We start from the raw sequence: 17,300 nt of genomic DNA, 5'->3' as shown, positions 1-17,300 counted from the left end.
ATGCTCCGTTGGCTCACCGCCGGTGAATCGCACGGCCCCGAGCTGGTCGCGATCCTCGAGGGACTTCCCGCCGGCATCCCCGTCACGCTCGACGACCTCCGCGCCGATCTGGCCCGTCGCAAGCTCGGCTACGGGCGCGGCGCGCGCATGAAGTTCGAGCAGGACGAGCTGGCGATCTCCGGCGGCGTCCGACACGGGCTGACGCTCGGCAGCCCGGTCGCGCTGCGCATCGGAAACACCGAGTGGCCCAAGTGGGAGCAGGTCATGAGCCCCGAACCGGTCGATCCCGAGACGCTCGGTCGCGGCCGCGGGGCGCCGCTGACCCGCCCGCGTCCGGGCCACGCCGACCTCGTTGGCATGCAGAAGTACGGCTTCGACGAGGCCCGCCCCGTGCTCGAGCGGGCCAGCGCCCGCGAGACGGCCGCCCGGGTGGCGCTCGGCGCGATCGCCCGCGCGTTCCTCGGCGAGCTCGGCATCCGGCTCGTCTCGCACACCGTCGCCATCGGGCCGGTCCGCGTGCCCGAGGGCAGCGCGCTGCCGATGCCGTCCGACGTCGAGGCGCTCGACGCCGACCCGCTGCGCTGCTTCGACGCCGAGACGAGCGCGCGAATGGTCGCCGAGGTCGACGACGCGCACAAGGAGGGCGACACGCTCGGCGGCGTCGTCGAGGTGCTCGCCTACGGGCTCCCGCCCGGTCTCGGATCGCACGTCCACTGGGACCGCCGGCTCGACGCGCAGCTCGCGGCCGCGCTCATGGGCATCCAGGCGATCAAGGGCGTCGAGGTGGGCGACGGATTCCTCACCACCACGCGACGCGGCTCGGCCGCGCACGACGAGCTGCACCTCGCCGACGGCCGGATCGTGCGCGCGAGCGATCGCGCCGGCGGCACCGAGGGCGGTATGTCCACCGGCACCGTGCTGCGCGTGCGCGCCGGCATGAAGCCCATCGCGACCGTGCCGCGCGCGTTGCCCACGATCGATATCGCCACGGGCGAGCCCGCTCCGGCGCACCACCAGCGTTCCGACGTCTGCGCGGTGCCTGCGGCCGGCGTCGTGGCCGAGGCCATGGTCGCGCTGACGCTCGCGAACGCGGTCCTCGAGAAGTTCGGCGGCGACTCGGTCGTCGAGACTCGCCGCAACCTCGAGGCCTACCTCGCGGCGATCCCCGACGCGCTCGCCAGCGAGGTCGCCACGCCCGACGCGGTCCGTGCCTGACGTGCCGCGCGCCGGTGACGCGGCGGCGGTCGCACGGTCGGTGCCGCTGCCGATCGTGCTGGTCGGGCCGATGGGCTCCGGGAAGTCGCGCGTGGGCTCGCGGCTCGCGTCATCCGTCGGCGCGCCGTTCGTCGACACCGACCAGCGCATCGTCGAGCGGCACGGCCCGATCGAGAAGATCTTCGAACGGGAGGGCGAGGCGTTCTTCCGCGTGATCGAGCGGGAGGTGGTCGCCGAGGCGCTGCGCGAGGAGGCGGTTGTCTCGCTCGGCGGGGGCGCGGTGCTCGACGCCGACACGCGCGACGACCTCTCAGACCTCAACGTGGTCTGGCTGCAGGTGTCGGCCGATGCGGTGGCACCCCGCCTGACCTCTGGGAACCGCCCGCTGATCGCCGACGGCGGCCTCGACCGCTGGATCCGCATCCGTGACGAGCGACGACCGCTGTACGCGCAGGTCGCGGGGCTCACCATCGACACCTCGCGTCGCTCGGTCGCGAAGATCGTCGCCGAGATCACCGAGTGGGCCGGAGCACGAGCATGACCGATGACGCCACCACCATCCGAGTCGGAGGCGAGACGGGATACGACGTCGTCGTCGGCCGCGGCGTGATCGACCGCCTGGCCGACGCGATCGGCGGCACCGCGGCCAAGGTGCTCATCGTGCACCCGCCGACGCTCGGCGCGCGCGCCGCCGCGCTGCGCGAGTCGCTGCTCGATCGCTACGAGGTGATCCTCGCCGAGGTGCCCGATGCCGAGCAGGCCAAGCGCGTCGAGGTCGCCGCATTCTGCTGGCAGATCCTCGGACAGGCCGACTTCACGCGCACCGACGTGGTCGTCGGCGTCGGCGGGGGAGCGATCACCGACCTCGCGGGCTTCGTCGCCGCGACGTGGCTGCGCGGTGTCCGGATCGTGCAGGTGCCCACGTCCGTGCTGGGCATGGTCGATGCGGCGGTCGGCGGCAAGACCGGCATCAACACCAACGAGGGCAAGAACCTCGTCGGCGTGTTCCACGCGCCCGCCGCGGTGCTCTGCGATCTCGAGCTGCTCGACACGCTGCCGCGCAACGAGATCCTCGCAGGCTTCGCCGAGATCGTGAAGGCCGGCTTCATCCGCTACCCCGAGATCCTCGACGTCATCGAGGCCGACTCGGATGTCGCGACCGACCCGTCGACGCCCGAGTTCCGGCGCGTGGTCGAGCTGGCGATCCAGATGAAGGCCGACGTCGTGAGCGAGGACTTCCGCGAGGCGGGCCTGCGCGAGATCCTCAATTACGGCCACACGCTCGGCCACGCCGTGGAGCACGCGGAGCGCTATCAGTGGCGGCACGGCGCGGCGGTCGCCGTGGGCCTGGCGTTCGCCGCCGAGCTCGGCCGCCTCTCCGGGCGCCTGTCCGACGAGGTCGCCGACCGGCACAAGCGCGTGCTCGACCTGCTGAGCCTGCCCACGAGCTACCCGGCCGGGCGGTGGAACACGCTGCTCGCCACCATGCAGCGCGACAAGAAAGCGCGTGCCGGGCAGCTGCGGTTCATCGTTCTGGACGACCTCGCGAAGCCCACCGTGATGCTCGCGCCCGACCAGTCGCTGCTCTTCGCGGCGTACCAGGAGATCGCGTCCTGATGGCCGGGCGGGGCGAGCGGATGGCGCGCGGCTAGGCTTCGAGCATGACCACGATCCTCGTGCTGAACGGGCCGAACCTCGGTCGGCTGGGCTCCCGCGAGCCCGAGGTGTACGGCTCGCAGACGCTCGCCGACATCGAGGCCGACCTCTCGTCGTTCGTGCCCGACGGCGTCGAGATCGAGCTGCGCCAGACCGACGATGAGGGCCAGCTGGTCGGATGGCTCCACGAGGCCGTCGACCGCGGCACGCCCGTCGTGCTGAACCCCGCGGCGTTCACCCACTACAGCTACGCGTTGCGGGATGCCGCGGCCCAGCTCACGACGGCCGGCGTGCCCCTCGTCGAGGTGCATCTCTCCAACCCCCACGCGCGGGAGGCGTTCCGGCACACGAGCGTCATCTCGGGCGTCGCGACGGGCGTCATCGCGGGGTTCGGAGCCGACTCGTACCGCCTCGCGATCGACTGGCTGCTGCGCCATCCGTAGTCTCGACTAGAATCGATCGGTCGCACGCGCACCCGCGTGCCCATCGACTTCTCCCTCCTCCACCGAACGGAACACCCATGGCAAGCACCGCGGACATCAAGAACGGCGTCGTCCTCAACATCGACGGCCAGCTCTGGAGCGTCATCGAGTTCCAGCACGTCAAGCCCGGCAAGGGCGGCGCGTTCGTGCGCACCAAGTTGAAGAACGTCGTGAGCGGCAAGGTCGTCGACCGCACGTACAACGCCGGCGCGAAGGTCGACATCGAGAACGTCGACCGTCGCGACTTCACCTACCTCTACAGCGACGGCGACGGCTTCGTGTTCATGGACGCGACCGACTACGACCAGATCACCGTGCCGGCGACGATCGTGGGCGACGCCAAGAATTTCATGCTCGAGAACCAGGCCGTCACGATCGCGCTGAACAACGGCAACCCGCTCTACATCGACCTGCCCGCGTCGGTCGTGCTCGAGATCACGTACACCGAGCCAGGCCTCCAGGGCGACCGCTCGACCGGCGGCACCAAGGCCGCGACGGTCGAGACGGGCTACGAGATCCAGGTGCCGCTGTTCCTCGAGACCGGCACCAAGGTCAAGGTCGACACCCGCTCGGGCGAGTACCTCGGCCGTGTGAACTAGTGAGCGCCCGCACGAAGGCGCGCAAGCGCGCCCTCGACCTGCTGTACGCCGCCGACATGCGCCAGGTGCCGGTCGAGCAGCTGCTCGCCGTCGAGGCGGAGCGCGCCGTGAACGAGCCCGAGCGCCAGGCGTCGTGGCTCTACGCGCGCGAGATCGTCGACGGGATCGTCGACCACGGCGACGAGATCGACGAGCTCATCACGACCCACTCGCGCGGGTGGACGCTCGAGCGCATGCCCGCGGTCGACCGTGCGCTGCTGCGCATCGGCGTGTGGGAGATCGTCTACAACGACGAGGTGCCCGACCCCGTCGCGATCAGCGAGGCCGTCGAGGCCGCGACGGTGCTCTCGACCGACGACTCGGCCGGCTTCGTGAACGGCCTGCTCGCGGCGGTCTGGCACTCGAAGGGCTGACGCGCCGCACCCGCCCCGCGCCGTACGCCGCTCACCGCGCGGATTCGAAGCTCCGGGCTGCGAGCAGGCTCATGGCGTGCTCGACGACCTCGCGCGGACCATCGTGCCTGCGGGGTTCGCGACGGAGCAGCTCCGCACGCTCTTGGTAACCGGGGTCGCTCGACAACTTGCGCCACGCCCGGAGGATCGCCTGCGGCGTGGGGGTGCCCGTTCGCAGGTCGATCCCGGCGCCCGTCCACGCGACGCGCGCGGCGATCTCCGGCTTGTCGAGGTCGCCGCCGGCGACGATGAGCGGCACGCCGTGCGAGAGTGCGGCGAGCACGCCGCCCCACCCGCCGTTCGTGATCATCGCATCGATCCGCGGCAGCAGCGCGGCGTAGTCGACGAGTCCGGTGACGTATGCGTTCGGCGGTGAGGGGAACGGCAGCCCGGGCGCTTCGGCGCGCCCGGTCGTGGCGACGATCGAGATCGGCTGCCGGCCGAGCGCGGTGAACGCCGGACGGATGAGGTCGTCGGGATCGACGTTCAGCGTGCCCTGGGTCACGTGGACGATCGGTCGTTCCGCGGCGAGCTCGCCCCACCAGGGCGGTGCCGCGGTTCCGGCCCGGCCCGTCGGAGCGAGCGCACCGACGTACTGCACTGGCACGGGCCATCCGGCGCGGGGCCAATCGAGATCCGGGATGCCCGACGCGCAGACGAGGTCGGGCGAGGAGAAGACGAGCTCGAACGGGACGGCCGACGGAGCCAGTCCGGATGAGGCGCGCTGCTCGTCGTACGCGCGCCGCAGGCCGCGCGTCGCGAGTCGGAGCGCGGCGTGCAGCACGCGGTCGCGGCCGCGTCCGAGCGGTCCCCGCGCCGGGGCGATCCCGAATCCCGGCGGCGGCAGTCCCGGCGTCGGAATGGTGAGCGGCACGATGCTCACGGTCACCCACGGAGTGCCGGTGCGTTCGGACGCGAAGCGAGCACCCAGGCTGAGGCCGTCGGCGACGATGAGATCCCACGCACGTTCCGCGTACGCGGCGACCAGGTCGTCACCCTGCGCCGCGGCGGTCCGGATGAAGACGTGCTCGACGTTCGCGAGTACCTGCATCGGGCCCTTGCGGCCACGGAGGGTGGGGAACGTCGCCGGAAGGTCGTACTCGTCGAAATCGGGCGCGCGCGACCACGTCACGACGTCCGCTCCGGTCGCGGCGAATCGTTGCCGGTAGGCGGAGCCCGTGTAGACGCGGACGGTGTGGCCGGCTTCGAGGAACGCCGTGGCGACGGCCGCGAGCGGTGCCACGTGCCCGGCGAACGGCATCACCGTGATCATCACGTCGGCCATGTGCGATGGCACCACGCGAGCCGGTCGGGCCGCGGCCCCCGAAGAGGGGCGGATGTCGCACGACCCCGAGACGACGTCCGGGAAGACCCGCACGGAAACGGAGGGGGAACCCTCGCTTCGATCCGGGATGCGCCCGGATCCGTGGACCAGCGCGCGCCGATTCACTGGATGACGTCGCCGCAGTCCGGCACGTCACCCACAACGTCGCTCTGGAAGGAGCACCGCCATGTCCACCTTCTCCGCTCCCACCCGGCTCCAGCCGGTCGCGCACCGTCCCTCGTTCTCGGGCGTGCGCTCGCTCCTCGGCCGCTTCGCGACCGCCGAGGCCGCGCTCAAGGCGTTCCTCGAGCGCTGGAGCATCCCGGCGCTCCGCGTCGCCCTCGGCGCCGTCTTCGCGGTGTTCGGCGTCCTCAAGTTCTTCCCCGGGGTCAGCCCGGTCGAGTCGCTCGTCGAGGCGACCTGGGGTGTGCTCACCTTCGGCATCGTCGGCGGCCAGCTCGCGATGATCCTCACCGCCGTCATCGAGACGACGGCGGGCCTGCTCATCATCTCCGGCAGGTTCGCCCGCCTCGGCCTGGTCGTCCTCGCCGTCGCGTTCGTCGGGATCTTCTCGCCGGTCGTGTTCTTCACCGACGAGCTCATCACGGCGGCGGGCCCGACGCTGCTCGGCCAGTACGTCGCGAAGAACGTGGTCCTCGTGGCTGCGGCGCTCGTGGTCGCCTCGCGCGTGCTGCGCGGGCGGAGCGAGGCCCGGTGATCCGACCGGCCTCCGCCGAACCGGGAAGGGGTGCGACGCTCGGCGTCGCACCCCTTCCGCGTGCTAGGCCGCCTGTCCGGTGATCCCAAGCTCCGCCTCGCGGGTCCGGGTCGATGCCGGAGCGGGACGCACGCCCCAGGCGACCAGCACCACGGCCTCGAGGCCGAACCCGACGAGCGTCCCGTGCGGGTAGTAGCTGAGTCCCAGGGTCGAGAGGACGAGCACGGGGAGCGTGCCGGCGAGCAGCACGCGCTCCCACGCCGGGACGCCTGCGCCGCGCGGTGCGGCGATCGCGACCACCACGGCCCAGAGGCCGATGGCGATCAGCACGAACGCCTCGGCGCCCCACAGCGCGTGCAGGGGCGCACCATCCGGATGGTTGAGGTAGCTCAGTAGTGTGACGGGCACGCCCGCCAGCACGAGCCATCCGAGGACACGACCCGACCAGCCGAGCGCCGCGAACGCCGGACCCGTCGCGAGCCAGATCAGCAGGAACGATGCTGATGCCGCGGCGCCGAAGACCAGGTAGAAGTCTGGCTGCCCGTTGGCGACCAGCCAGTCGCGCACCGCGTCGTACGGCGACAGCCGGTTGAGCGCGAACAGCCAGCCGGGCATCCCGTAGGCCCCCGACCACACCGCCTGCTGCGGCGGCAGGAGCACGAACGCCCACGCGGCGGCGACGAGGGCGAGGACGACGCCGACCACTCGACTCGGACGGGAGCGCATGCTTCGAACCGTAGCGGACAGCCCGCCGACGCGAGCAGCGGCATCCGTCTCACCGCACCACCGCTGGTAGGATCGATCGACCGACAACCTTGAAGTCCGTCCCGTGAGGCGGAGAAGGGAGTCTGCATCGCTGTGCGCACCGTGCTCCAGCAGGCCGACCTCGAGCGGGCCTTGACCCGCATCGCCCATGAGATCCTCGAAGCCAATCGCGGCGCCGACGATCTCGTCCTCCTCGGCATTCCCACGCGCGGCGTGGTGCTGGCCGATCGACTCGCCCGCATCGTCGCCCGGATCGCCGGCGTCCCGGTGCCCGCGGGCGCCCTCGACGTGACGATGTACCGCGACGACCTGGGCCGCAACCCGGTGCGAGCCACGCACCCCACGCAGGTTCCGGGCGACGGCATCGACGGCCGTGTCGTGGTGCTCGTCGACGACGTGCTCTACTCCGGGCGCACCATCCGTGCCGCCCTCGACGCGCTGGCCGACCTCGGCCGCGCGCGGGCCGTGCGCCTGGCCGTGCTCGTCGACCGCGGCCACCGCGAGTTCCCCATCCGTGCCGATTACGTCGGCAAGAACCTGCCGAGCTCGACGCGCGAGCGCATCAACGTGCGGCTCGCCGAGGTCGACGGCGACGACGCCGTGACGATCGAGGGAGGCGACGCGTGAGGCACCTGCTCAGTACACGCGACCTCGCACGCGACGAGGCCATCGGCCTGCTCGACGTCGCCGAGGACATGGCCGCAGTCCAGGAGCGCGAGGTCAAGAAGCTGCCGACGCTCCGCGGCCGCACGGTCGTGAACCTCTTCTTCGAGGACTCCACGCGCACGCGCATCTCGTTCGAGGCCGCCGCCAAGCGGCTCTCGGCCGACGTCATCAACTTCAGCGCGAAGGGCTCGAGCGTCTCCAAGGGCGAGAGCCTCAAGGACACCGCGCAGACCCTCCAGGCCATGGGCGCCGACGGGGTCGTCATCCGGCACCCCTCGTCGGGCGCGCCGTCGACCTTGGCGACGAGCGGATGGATCGACGCGGGCGTCGTCAACGCCGGCGACGGCACGCACGAGCACCCCACGCAGGCGCTCCTCGATGCGTTCACGATGCGGCGCCGCCTGCATGGGACCGCCTCGCGCGGTCGCGACCTCGACGGCGCGCGCGTGGTGATCGTCGGCGACATCCTGCACTCGCGCGTCGCCAGGTCGAACGTGTGGCTGCTCGAGACGCTCGGCGCCGAGGTGACCCTCGTCGCCCCGCCCACGCTCGTGCCGGTCGACGTGTCGGGGTGGCCCGCGCACGTCGACTACGACCTCGACCGGGCGCTCGCCGCGCAGCCCGACGTGGTCATGATGCTCCGCATCCAGGCGGAGCGGATGCAGGGGGCGTTCTTCCCGAACAGCCGGGAGTACGCCCGCACGTGGGGTCTCGACGACGCGCGGTTCGCGCGGTTGCCCGCGACTACCATGGTCATGCATCCCGGCCCGATGAACCGCGGGCTCGAGATCGCCGCCCGCGCCGCCGACTCGTCGCAGTCCACGGTGCGCGAGCAGGTTGCGAACGGAGTATCAGTGAGAATGGCCGCCCTCTATCTGCTGCTGTCCGGCGAGCGGGGTGAGGCCCGATGAGCGACGCGTTCCTCATCCGGGGCGCCGCGCTGCCCTCCGGCGAGCGTGCCGACATCCTCGTGCAGGGCGGCCGCATCGCCGACGTCGGGTCGGTGACGGATGCCGCCGGCGCCACGGTGATCGACGCCGACGGGCTCGTCGCCCTACCCGGCCTGGTCGACCTGCACACGCACCTGCGCGAACCCGGGTACGAGCAGAGCGAGACCGTGCTCACCGGAACGCAGGCCGCCGCGGCCGGTGGCTTCACCGCGGTGTTCGCGATGGCCAACACCTTCCCCGTCGCCGACACCGCGGGCGTCGTCGAGCAGGAGCTCTCGCTCGGCGAGGCCGCCGGCTACGCGACCGTCCAGCCGATCGGCGCCGTCACCGTCGGGCTCAAGGGCGAGCAGCTCGCCGAGCTCGGCGCGATGGCCGCCTCGCGGGCGCGTGTCCGCGTCTTCAGCGACGACGGGTTCTGCGTCTTCGACCCGCTGCTCATGCGGCGCGCGCTCGAGTACGTGAAGGCGTTCGACGGCGTCATCGCCCAACACGCGCAGGAGCCGCGCCTCACCCAGGGTGCCCAGATGAACGAGGGCGCCCTCTCGGGTGAGCTCGGCCTGGCCGGATGGCCCGCGGTCGCCGAGGAGTCGATCATCGCGCGCGACGTGCTCCTGGCCGAGCACGTCGGCTCGCGGCTGCACGTCTGCCACGTCTCGACCGCCGGCTCGGTCGAGGTGATCCGCTGGGCGAAAGCGCGGGGCATCGACGTGACCGCCGAGGTCACGCCGCACCACCTGCTGCTGACCGAGGACCTGGTCGCCGGACGCGGCGACGGTGGAGGGCACCGTGCGGGCTACGACCCGCGCTACAAGGTCAACCCGCCACTGCGCCGGCAGGAGGACGTCGAGGCCCTGCGCGCCGCGCTGGCCGATGGCACGATCGACATCGTCGCCACCGACCACGCCCCGCATCCGGTAGAGGCGAAGGAAGGCGAGTGGGACGCCGCCGCCAACGGCATGGTCGGGCTCGAGTCCGCGGTGTCGGTCGTGCAGCACGCCATGGTCGACACGGGCCTCATGGGGTGGGCCGATGTCGCACGCGTCCTGTCGTCGACTCCGGCGCGGATCGGCCGCATCTCCGGCCATGGCGAGCCCATCGCGGCCGGCTCCGGCGCGGAGCTCACCCTCATCGACCCCGCCGCGTCGGCCGAGTTCGGCACCGACCGCCTCGCGGGCCGGAGCGTGAACTCGCCCTACCTCGGCCGAGTGCTGCCCGGCCGCGTCGTGGCGACGTTCCACCGCGGCGTGCCCACCGTGCTCGATGGCCTCGTGCGCCCCGCGGAAGAGGTGTCGCGTGGCTAGCGGCTGGATCGTCGGAACCGTCGCCGCCGTCGTGCTGATCGGCATGGCGGGACTGCTGATGGCGCGCTCATGGCGTCGGCGCACCGTGCGCGACGAGACACTCGGGGCGTACGACGCGCCCGCGGGGCTCGGTACTCCGGTGCTCGAGGTCGAGGCGCTCTACGTCGCGACGACTCCCGAGTCCGAGCCGCTCGAGCGGCTCGCGGTCGAGGGTCTCGCCTTCCGCGGCTCGGCCCGAGTCGAGGTGCACGCCGAGGGCGTGCTGCTGCGCATCGCGGGCGAGCAGCCGAGCTACATCCCGGCCGACCGGCTCGTGGGCGCCGGGACCGCGACCTACGCGATCGACCGGGGAGTCGAGCCCGAGGGCCTCGTCGCCCTCACCTGGATCGTCGACGACCGGTCGGAGCCCGAGACGCCGACCCGGGTCGACAGCTACCTGCGGTGCCGCTATCCGGGCGATCCTGCCCGGCTCGTCGCCGCCCTGAACGACATCGCCGCCGCGCCCGCCGAGGTGCGGCCGGCCGCAGAGACTGCAGAAAGCGAGGCCTCGGATGACTGAGACCCCGAACCCGATCCCCGCCGACACCGGTGCCGTGCCCGTGGCCGTCGATCTCGACCGCGCGGTACTGGTCCTCGAGGACGGCACGAGATACGAGGGGCGCGCGTACGGCGCGCGCGGCCGCACGTTCGGCGAGGCCGTCTTCGCGACGGGCATGACCGGCTACCAGGAGACGCTCACCGACCCGTCGTACGCGGGGCAGATCGTGCTCATGACCGCGCCGCACATCGGCAACACCGGCATGAACGACGACGACATGGAGTCCTCGAAGATCTGGGTCGCGGGCTTCGTGGTGCGCGACCCCTCGCGCGTCGTCTCCAATTTCCGTTCCCAGCGCAGCCTCGACGACGACCTCGCCGAGGCCGGGATCGTCGGCATCAGCCGCCTCGACACGCGTGCGGTCACGCGCCACATCCGTTCGCTCGGCGCCATGCGCGCAGGCGTGTTCTCGGGCGAGGACGCCTGGATGTCGGCCGGCGAGCAGCTCGAGCTCGTGCAGGGCGGCGAGCAGATGGCCGGCCGGAACCTCTCGGGTGCGGTCTCGACCGACGAGCTGTACTCACTCGACGCCGTCGGCGAGCGCGTGGGTTCCGTGGCGGTGCTCGACCTCGGCGTGAAGACCTCCACGCTGAAGTACCTCGCGGAGCGCGGCTTCGATGTGCACGTGCTGCCGCAGACCGTGACCGCCGAGGACGTCCTGGCGCTTCGACCCGACGCGCTGTTCTTCTCGAACGGCCCCGGCGACCCCGGCGCATCCGACCGCCACGTCGAGCTGCTCCGCACGGCACTGCGCGAGGGCGTCCCGTACTTCGGCATCTGCTTCGGCAACCAGCTGCTCGGGCGCGCGCTCGGCTTCGAGACCTACAAGCTCCCGTTCGGCCACCGCGGCATCAACCAGCCGGTGCTCGACCGCGAGACCGGACGCGTCGAGATCACCGCCCACAACCACGGGTTCGCGGTGGCCGCGCCGACCGACCGGATCAGCGACTCGGCCGAGGGCTTCGGTCGCGTCGAGGTCAGCCACGTCGGCCTGAACGACGACGTCGTGGAGGGCCTGAACTGCCTCGACATCCCGGCGTTCTCGGTGCAGTACCACCCCGAGTCGGCGGCCGGACCGCACGACGCCAACTACCTCTTCGACCGCTTCCGCGACATGGTCATCGCGAGCAAGACCACCGACGACAGCCAGGAGGCCGGCGAGTAATGCCCAAGCGCGACGACATCAACTCCGTCCTCGTCATCGGATCGGGACCCATCGTCATCGGCCAGGCCGCCGAGTTCGACTACTCGGGCACGCAGGCCTGCCGTGTCCTCCGCGCCGAGGGCGTGCGCGTCATCCTGGTCAACCCCAACCCGGCGACGATCATGACCGACCCCGACTTCGCCGACGCGACCTATGTCGAGCCGATCACCCCCGAGGTGATCGAGTCGATCATCGTCAAGGAGAAGCCGGATGCCGTGCTGCCCACGCTGGGCGGACAGACCGCGCTGAATGCGGCGATCGCCCTGCACGACGCGGGCATCCTCGACAAGCACGGCGTCGAGCTCATCGGCGCGAAGGTCGACGCGATCCGCAAGGGCGAGGACCGGCAGCTGTTCAAGGACCTCGTGATCGAGGCCGGTGCGGAAGTCGCCCGCTCGCATGTCGCGACGACCCTCGAGCAGGCCAAGGAGTTCGCCGAGGACCTCGGCTACCCGCTCGTCGTCCGCCCGTCGTTCACGATGGGCGGGCTCGGCTCGGGCTTCGCGTACACCGAGGAGGACCTCGTCCGCATCGTGACGCAGGGCCTGCACGACTCGCCCACCACCGAGGTGCTCCTCGAGGAGTCGATCCTCGGCTGGAAGGAGTACGAGCTCGAGCTCATGCGCGACACGCACGACAACACCGTCGTCGTGTGCTCGATCGAGAACGTCGACCCGGTCGGCGTGCACACCGGCGACTCGATCACGGTGGCACCGGCGCTCACGCTCACCGACCGCGAGTACCAGAAGCTCCGCGACATCGGCATCGACATCATCCGCGCCGTGGGCGTCGACACGGGCGGGTGCAACATCCAGTTCGCCGTCGACCCGGTCGACGGGCGCATCATCGTCATCGAGATGAACCCGCGCGTCTCGCGCTCGTCGGCGCTCGCGTCGAAGGCGACGGGCTTCCCGATCGCGAAGATCGCCGCGAAGCTCGCGATCGGCTACCGGCTCGACGAGATCCCGAACGACATCACCAAGGTCACGCCGGCCTCCTTCGAGCCGACGCTCGACTACATCGTCGTGAAGGTGCCGCGGTTCGCGTTCGAGAAGTTCCCTGCCGCGGACCCGACGCTCACCACCACGATGAAGTCCGTCGGCGAGGCCATGGCGATCGGCCGCAACTTCACGACCGCGCTGCAGAAGGCGCTGCGCTCGCTCGAGAAGCGCGGGTCGAGCTTCCACTGGGAGGACGAGCCGCGTTCGGTCGACGAGTTGCTCGAGGCGTCCACGGTGCCGACCGACGGCCGGATCGTGCTCGTGCAGCAGGCGCTCCGCAAGGGCGCCACGATCGAGCAGGCGTTCGAGGCCACGAAGATCGACCCGTGGTTCCTCGACCAGATCGCCCTGATCAACGAGGTCGCCGACCAGGTCGCGGCCGCGCCGGCCCTCGACACCGACACCATGCTGCTCGCGAAGGACCACGGCTTCTCCGACGCGCAGATCGGACAGCTCCGCGGGTTCGGCGAGGCCGACGTGCGCGAGGTGCGGCACATCCTCGGCATCCGACCGGTGTTCAAGACCGTCGACACGTGCGCGGGGGAGTTCCCGGCGCTCACGCCGTACCACTACTCGAGCTACGACCTCGAGACCGAGGTCGTGCCGAGCGAGCGGCGCAAGGTCGTGATCCTCGGCTCGGGGCCGAACCGCATCGGCCAGGGCGTCGAGTTCGACTATTCGTGCGTCCACGCGTCGTTCGCCCTGTCCGACGCCGGGTTCGAGACCATCATGATCAACTGCAACCCCGAGACCGTCTCGACCGACTACGACACGAGCGACCGGCTCTACTTCGAGCCGCTCACGCTCGAGGACGTGCTCGAGGTCATCCACGCCGAGTCGCAGTCGGGTGAGCTCGTCGGCGTCGTCGTGCAGCTCGGCGGCCAGACCGCCCTCGGCCTGGCCAAGGGCCTCGAGGCGGCCGGGGTCCCGATCCTCGGCACGAGCCCCGAGGCGATCGACCTGGCCGAGGAGCGCGGCCTCTTCGCCGGCATCCTCGAGCGCGCGGGCCTGCTCGCGCCGCGGAACGGGACGGCGATCGACCTGGCGGGTGCGGTGCACGTCGCCGAGCAGATCGGCTATCCGGTGCTCGTGCGCCCGAGCTACGTGCTCGGCGGTCGGGGCATGGAGATCGTGTACGACACGGCCTCGCTCGCCGACTACTTCGCCCGCATCGAGGGGCAGGGCATCGTCGGTCCGAGCCATCCGCTGCTCGTCGACCGGTTCCTCGACGACGCCATCGAGATCGACGTCGACGCGCTCTACGACGGCACCGAGCTCTACGTCGGCGGCGTCATGGAGCACATCGAGGAGGCCGGCATCCACTCGGGCGACTCGAGCTGCACCCTGCCGCCCGTGACGCTCGGCCGCGCCGAGATCGACCGCGTGCGCGAGGCGACCCGCGCGATCGCCGAGGGCATCGGCGTGCGGGGCCTGCTCAACGTGCAGTTCGCGATCGGCGCCGGGGTGCTCTACGTGCTCGAGGCGAACCCGCGGGCGAGCCGCACGGTGCCGTTCGTCTCGAAGGCGCTCGGCATCCCGCTCGCGAAGGCGGCCTCGCGCATCATGGTGGGCACGTCGGTCCGCGACCTCGTCGCCGACGGCCTCCTGCCCGAGGTCGACGGGTCGCGCGTGCCGCTCGACGCGCCGGTCGCCGTGAAGGAGGCCGTGCTGCCGTTCCACCGCTTCCGCACGCGCGAGGGCATCATGGTCGACTCGGTGCTCGGGCCCGAGATGCGCTCGACGGGTGAGGTCATGGGCATCGACCGCGACTTCCCGACCGCGTTCGCGAAGAGCCAGCTGGCCGCGTACGGCGGCATGCCGGTCTCGGGTCGCGTGTTCGTGTCCGTCTCCGACCGCGACAAGCGGGCGATCGTGCTGCCCGTGCTGCGCCTCCAGCAGCTCGGCTACGACCTTGTCGCCACCGAGGGCACCTCCGAGGTGCTCCGCCGCCACGGCATCGAGGCCGGCACGGTGCTCAAGTTCAGCGAGAAGCACGGCGACGACGCGGTGTCGGTCGTCGAGCTCATCCACCGCGGCGAGATCGACGTGGTCGTCAACACGCCCAGCGGCCGGTCGGCACGCGCCGACGGCTACGAGATCCGCGCTGCGGCGGTCGCCGCCGACATCCCGCTGTTCACCACGATCGCCGAGCTCTCGGCAGCGGTCGCGGCGCTCGATGCCGTGAAGGGCGGCTTCGAGGTGACGAGCCTGCAGGAGTACGCCGAGCGGCGTGCGGTCGGGGTGGTCGCGTGAACGGCGCCGCCTCGTTCGGCGAGCGGCTCCATGCGGCGTTTACCGCGTGGGGTCGCCTCTGCGTCGGCATCGACCCGCACGCGGCGCTGCTCGACCGCTGGGGCCTCGACGATTCCGCCGAGGGCGCGCGCGAGTTCGGGCTCAGGGTCGTCGGCGCCGCCGCCGGTCGCGCCGGTCTCGTGAAGCCGCAAGTCGCCTTCTACGAGCGTCACGGCGCGGCGGGGTACGTCGCGCTCGAGCGCGTGCTCGCCGAGGCGCGCGACGCGGGCATGCTCGTGATCGCCGACGTCAAGCGCGGCGACATCGGCACGAGCGTCGACGCGTACGGCGAGGCGTGGCTGCGGCCCGGCTCAACGCTCGAGTCCGACGCCATGACGATCAGCGCCTACCAGGGCCTCGGTTCGATCGAGTCGGTCATGCGCCGGGCGGATGCCGCGGGCAAGGGCCTGTTCGTCCTGTCGGCGACGTCGAACCCCGAGGCGGCCGCCATCCAGCGTGCCGTCCTGCAGCAGTCGAGTCGTGAAGGCGACACCGTCGCGGGCGCGATCTGCGCCGGCGTGGCGGCGTGGAACGCCGCACGCGACGACGCGGCCGACCGGCCGCTGGGCTCGATCGGCGTCGTGCTGGGCGCGACGGTCGACCTCGCGGCATCCGGCATCGACACGTCGGCCGACCCGATCGCGCCGACCCTGCCGGTGCTCGCGCCGGGGTTCGGCCACCAGGGCGCCGACGTGCGCGACCTCGACGCCATCTACGGATCGCTCGCGGCCGGGGTCATCGTGAGCGAGTCGCGCTCGCTGCTCGGCGAGGGTCCCGACGGACTCGCCGAGGCGATCGTGCGCCGTGCCGACGAGATCGGAGCCGCCCGTGTCTGAGCGCACCGCGACATCCGCCCCGCCCGAGGTCGACCGCGTCGCCGCGTCGCGCGCCGCCGTGGCCGCCCGCCGGGCCCGCGCCGCCGTGAAGCACGACATCGCGACCGGCGGGCGCAGTCCGCTCGACGTGCTCCGCGCGTCCTACGAGGAGCCCGAGGGCGTCGAGGGCCGTCTGCGCGTGACCGAGTTCCTCACCTCGATCCCGGCCATCGGGCAGACCAAGTGCGTCCGCATCATGGACGAACTCCAGATCGCGAACTCCAAGCGACTCGGCGGACTCGGCCGGCTGCAGCGCCGCCGGCTGCGCGAGTACGTCGCCGACTGGGTCGCCGACCACGGCGGCACGGGAGACCGGCTCGTGGTCCTCGCCGGCCCGACCGCCGTCGGCAAGGGCACGGTCGCCGGGTACATCCGCGAGCACCATCCCGACGTGAAGCTCTCCGTGTCGGCGACGACGCGCGCGCCGCGCCCCGGCGAGGTCGAGGGCGAGCACTACTTCTTCGTCTCCGACGACGAGTTCGATCGCATGGTCGACTCCGGCGAGCTGCTCGAGTGGGCCACCGTGCACAACGCGCATCGCTACGGCACTCCGCGCCGCGCGGTCGAGCAGGCGATCGCGGCGGGCAGCAGCGTGCTCCTCGAGATCGACATCCAGGGCGCGCGTTCGGTGCGCCGTGCGATGCCCGAGGCGACGCTGGTGTTCCTGCTGCCGCCGACGTGGGATGAGCTCGTCCGCCGGCTGGTCGGACGCGGCACCGAGAGCGCCGCCGAACAGCAGCGACGACTCGAGACCGCGAAGGTCGAACTGGCAGCCGTCGAGGAGTTCGACCACCAGGTCGTCAACCACGAGGTCCGCGAGGCCGCGCAAAAGGTCGTAGACTTGATGCGGCCTCGCCGGGGTCGGCGTCAGCCTGCCCCGCGCCACGATCTTCCGCGCATCACAGATGCGCCTCACTCGAAGGAGTCCCTGCATGGCTGAGAAGCTGTCCGGCATCATCGACCCGCCCATCGACGACCTGCTCTCGAAGGTCGACTCGAAGTACCAGTTGGTCATCTTCGCGTCCAAGCGGGCGCGACAGATCAACGACTACTACGCCGACCTGCACGAGGGCAGCCTGTTCGACAACGTCGGACCGCTCGTCGACTCGTCGATCGACGACAAGCCCCTCTCGGTCGCGCTCCACGAGGTGAACGAGGACAAGCTGCGCCTCCGCCCGATCGGCGAGTAGCCGGCAGGCGCG

The 17,300-nt window shown here is 71.5% G+C and carries 18 protein-coding genes; 16 read left to right on the top strand and 2 right to left on the bottom strand.

Annotated elements, in window-relative coordinates; all coding sequences use genetic code 11:
* The 6 genes from aroC to nusB all read left to right on the top strand — a co-directional run bounded on the left by aroC (position 1) and on the right by nusB (position 4,365).
* Positions 1-1,215, top strand: a complete 1,215-nt coding sequence (gene aroC / locus ACFQ58_RS09335) for a chorismate synthase (RefSeq protein WP_376950797.1) — start codon at positions 1-3, stop codon at positions 1,213-1,215.
* A complete protein-coding gene (locus ACFQ58_RS09330; RefSeq protein WP_376950796.1) occupies positions 1,208-1,756 on the top strand; it encodes a shikimate kinase in 549 nt (182 codons plus the stop codon). The genes aroC and ACFQ58_RS09330 overlap by 8 nt, the downstream gene beginning before the upstream one ends.
* Positions 1,753-2,832: a 3-dehydroquinate synthase gene (gene aroB, locus ACFQ58_RS09325; RefSeq protein ID WP_376950795.1), complete on the top strand. Its 1,080-nt coding sequence runs from the start codon at positions 1,753-1,755 to the stop codon at positions 2,830-2,832. Before ACFQ58_RS09330 ends, aroB begins: the two co-directional genes overlap by 4 nt.
* Before the next feature lie 44 nt (positions 2,833-2,876).
* Positions 2,877-3,314, top strand: a complete 438-nt coding sequence (aroQ, locus tag ACFQ58_RS09320; protein ID WP_376950794.1) for a type II 3-dehydroquinate dehydratase — start codon at positions 2,877-2,879, stop codon at positions 3,312-3,314.
* Between the two features lie 77 nt (positions 3,315-3,391).
* A complete protein-coding gene (gene efp, locus ACFQ58_RS09315; protein ID WP_092669819.1) occupies positions 3,392-3,952 on the top strand; it encodes an elongation factor P in 561 nt (186 codons plus the stop codon).
* The gene (gene nusB / locus ACFQ58_RS09310; RefSeq protein WP_376950793.1) at positions 3,952-4,365 is read left to right on the top strand and encodes a transcription antitermination factor NusB; all 414 of its coding nucleotides are present in this window, start codon (positions 3,952-3,954) and stop codon (positions 4,363-4,365) included. Before efp ends, nusB begins: the two co-directional genes overlap by 1 nt.
* Before the next feature lie 31 nt (positions 4,366-4,396).
* Here the strand turns inward: nusB and ACFQ58_RS09305 are convergent, their stop codons facing one another.
* A complete protein-coding gene (locus ACFQ58_RS09305; protein WP_376950791.1) occupies positions 4,397-5,689 on the bottom strand; it encodes a glycosyltransferase in 1,293 nt (430 codons plus the stop codon).
* 226 nt (positions 5,690-5,915) lie between these two features.
* On the opposite strand from ACFQ58_RS09305, the gene ACFQ58_RS09300 reads away from it, so the two are divergent.
* Complete coding sequence (locus tag ACFQ58_RS09300; RefSeq protein ID WP_376950790.1) at positions 5,916-6,446, top strand: DoxX family protein; 531 nt, start codon at positions 5,916-5,918, stop codon at positions 6,444-6,446.
* A 63-nt stretch (positions 6,447-6,509) separates the two neighbouring features.
* On the opposite strand, the gene ACFQ58_RS09295 is transcribed toward ACFQ58_RS09300, so the two are convergent.
* Entirely contained in the window at positions 6,510-7,172 is a 663-nt protein-coding gene (locus ACFQ58_RS09295) for a hypothetical protein (RefSeq protein WP_376950789.1), read from the bottom strand.
* A gap of 126 nt (positions 7,173-7,298) precedes the next feature.
* Between ACFQ58_RS09295 and pyrR the strand changes: the two genes are divergently transcribed.
* From pyrR to rpoZ, 9 genes are read left to right on the top strand one after another with little or no spacing between them, the layout of a single operon-like run.
* Positions 7,299-7,838, top strand: coding sequence for a bifunctional pyr operon transcriptional regulator/uracil phosphoribosyltransferase PyrR (pyrR, locus tag ACFQ58_RS09290; RefSeq protein ID WP_376951116.1), 540 nt, complete (start codon positions 7,299-7,301; stop codon positions 7,836-7,838).
* Positions 7,835-8,788: an aspartate carbamoyltransferase catalytic subunit gene (locus ACFQ58_RS09285; protein ID WP_376950788.1), complete on the top strand. Its 954-nt coding sequence runs from the start codon at positions 7,835-7,837 to the stop codon at positions 8,786-8,788. Before pyrR ends, ACFQ58_RS09285 begins: the two co-directional genes overlap by 4 nt.
* Entirely contained in the window at positions 8,785-10,128 is a 1,344-nt protein-coding gene (locus ACFQ58_RS09280) for a dihydroorotase (RefSeq protein WP_376950787.1), read from the top strand. The genes ACFQ58_RS09285 and ACFQ58_RS09280 overlap by 4 nt, the downstream gene beginning before the upstream one ends.
* Positions 10,121-10,687: a hypothetical protein gene (locus ACFQ58_RS09275; RefSeq protein ID WP_376950786.1), complete on the top strand. Its 567-nt coding sequence runs from the start codon at positions 10,121-10,123 to the stop codon at positions 10,685-10,687. Before ACFQ58_RS09280 ends, ACFQ58_RS09275 begins: the two co-directional genes overlap by 8 nt.
* On the top strand, positions 10,680-11,891 hold the full coding sequence (gene carA, locus ACFQ58_RS09270) for a glutamine-hydrolyzing carbamoyl-phosphate synthase small subunit (RefSeq protein ID WP_376950785.1): 1,212 nt from the start codon (positions 10,680-10,682) through the stop codon (positions 11,889-11,891). Before ACFQ58_RS09275 ends, carA begins: the two co-directional genes overlap by 8 nt.
* Positions 11,891-15,184 (top strand): carbamoyl-phosphate synthase large subunit, encoded by a 3,294-nt coding sequence (carB, locus tag ACFQ58_RS09265; protein ID WP_376950784.1) that lies wholly within the window; start codon positions 11,891-11,893, stop codon positions 15,182-15,184. The genes carA and carB overlap by 1 nt, the downstream gene beginning before the upstream one ends.
* Positions 15,181-16,059, top strand: a complete 879-nt coding sequence (gene pyrF / locus ACFQ58_RS09260) for an orotidine-5'-phosphate decarboxylase (RefSeq protein WP_376950783.1) — start codon at positions 15,181-15,183, stop codon at positions 16,057-16,059. Before carB ends, pyrF begins: the two co-directional genes overlap by 4 nt.
* Positions 16,052-17,038: a guanylate kinase gene (gene gmk / locus ACFQ58_RS09255; protein WP_376950782.1), complete on the top strand. Its 987-nt coding sequence runs from the start codon at positions 16,052-16,054 to the stop codon at positions 17,036-17,038. Before pyrF ends, gmk begins: the two co-directional genes overlap by 8 nt.
* Positions 17,031-17,288, top strand: coding sequence for a DNA-directed RNA polymerase subunit omega (gene rpoZ / locus ACFQ58_RS09250; RefSeq protein WP_092669843.1), 258 nt, complete (start codon positions 17,031-17,033; stop codon positions 17,286-17,288). Before gmk ends, rpoZ begins: the two co-directional genes overlap by 8 nt.
* Positions 17,289-17,300: the final 12 nt, after the last annotated feature.

Source organism: Agromyces sp. NPDC056523 (assembly GCF_042794545.1).
Classification (GTDB): Bacteria; Actinomycetota; Actinomycetes; order Actinomycetales; family Microbacteriaceae; genus Agromyces.
This window is presented reverse-complemented; position numbering and strand designations above follow the sequence as displayed.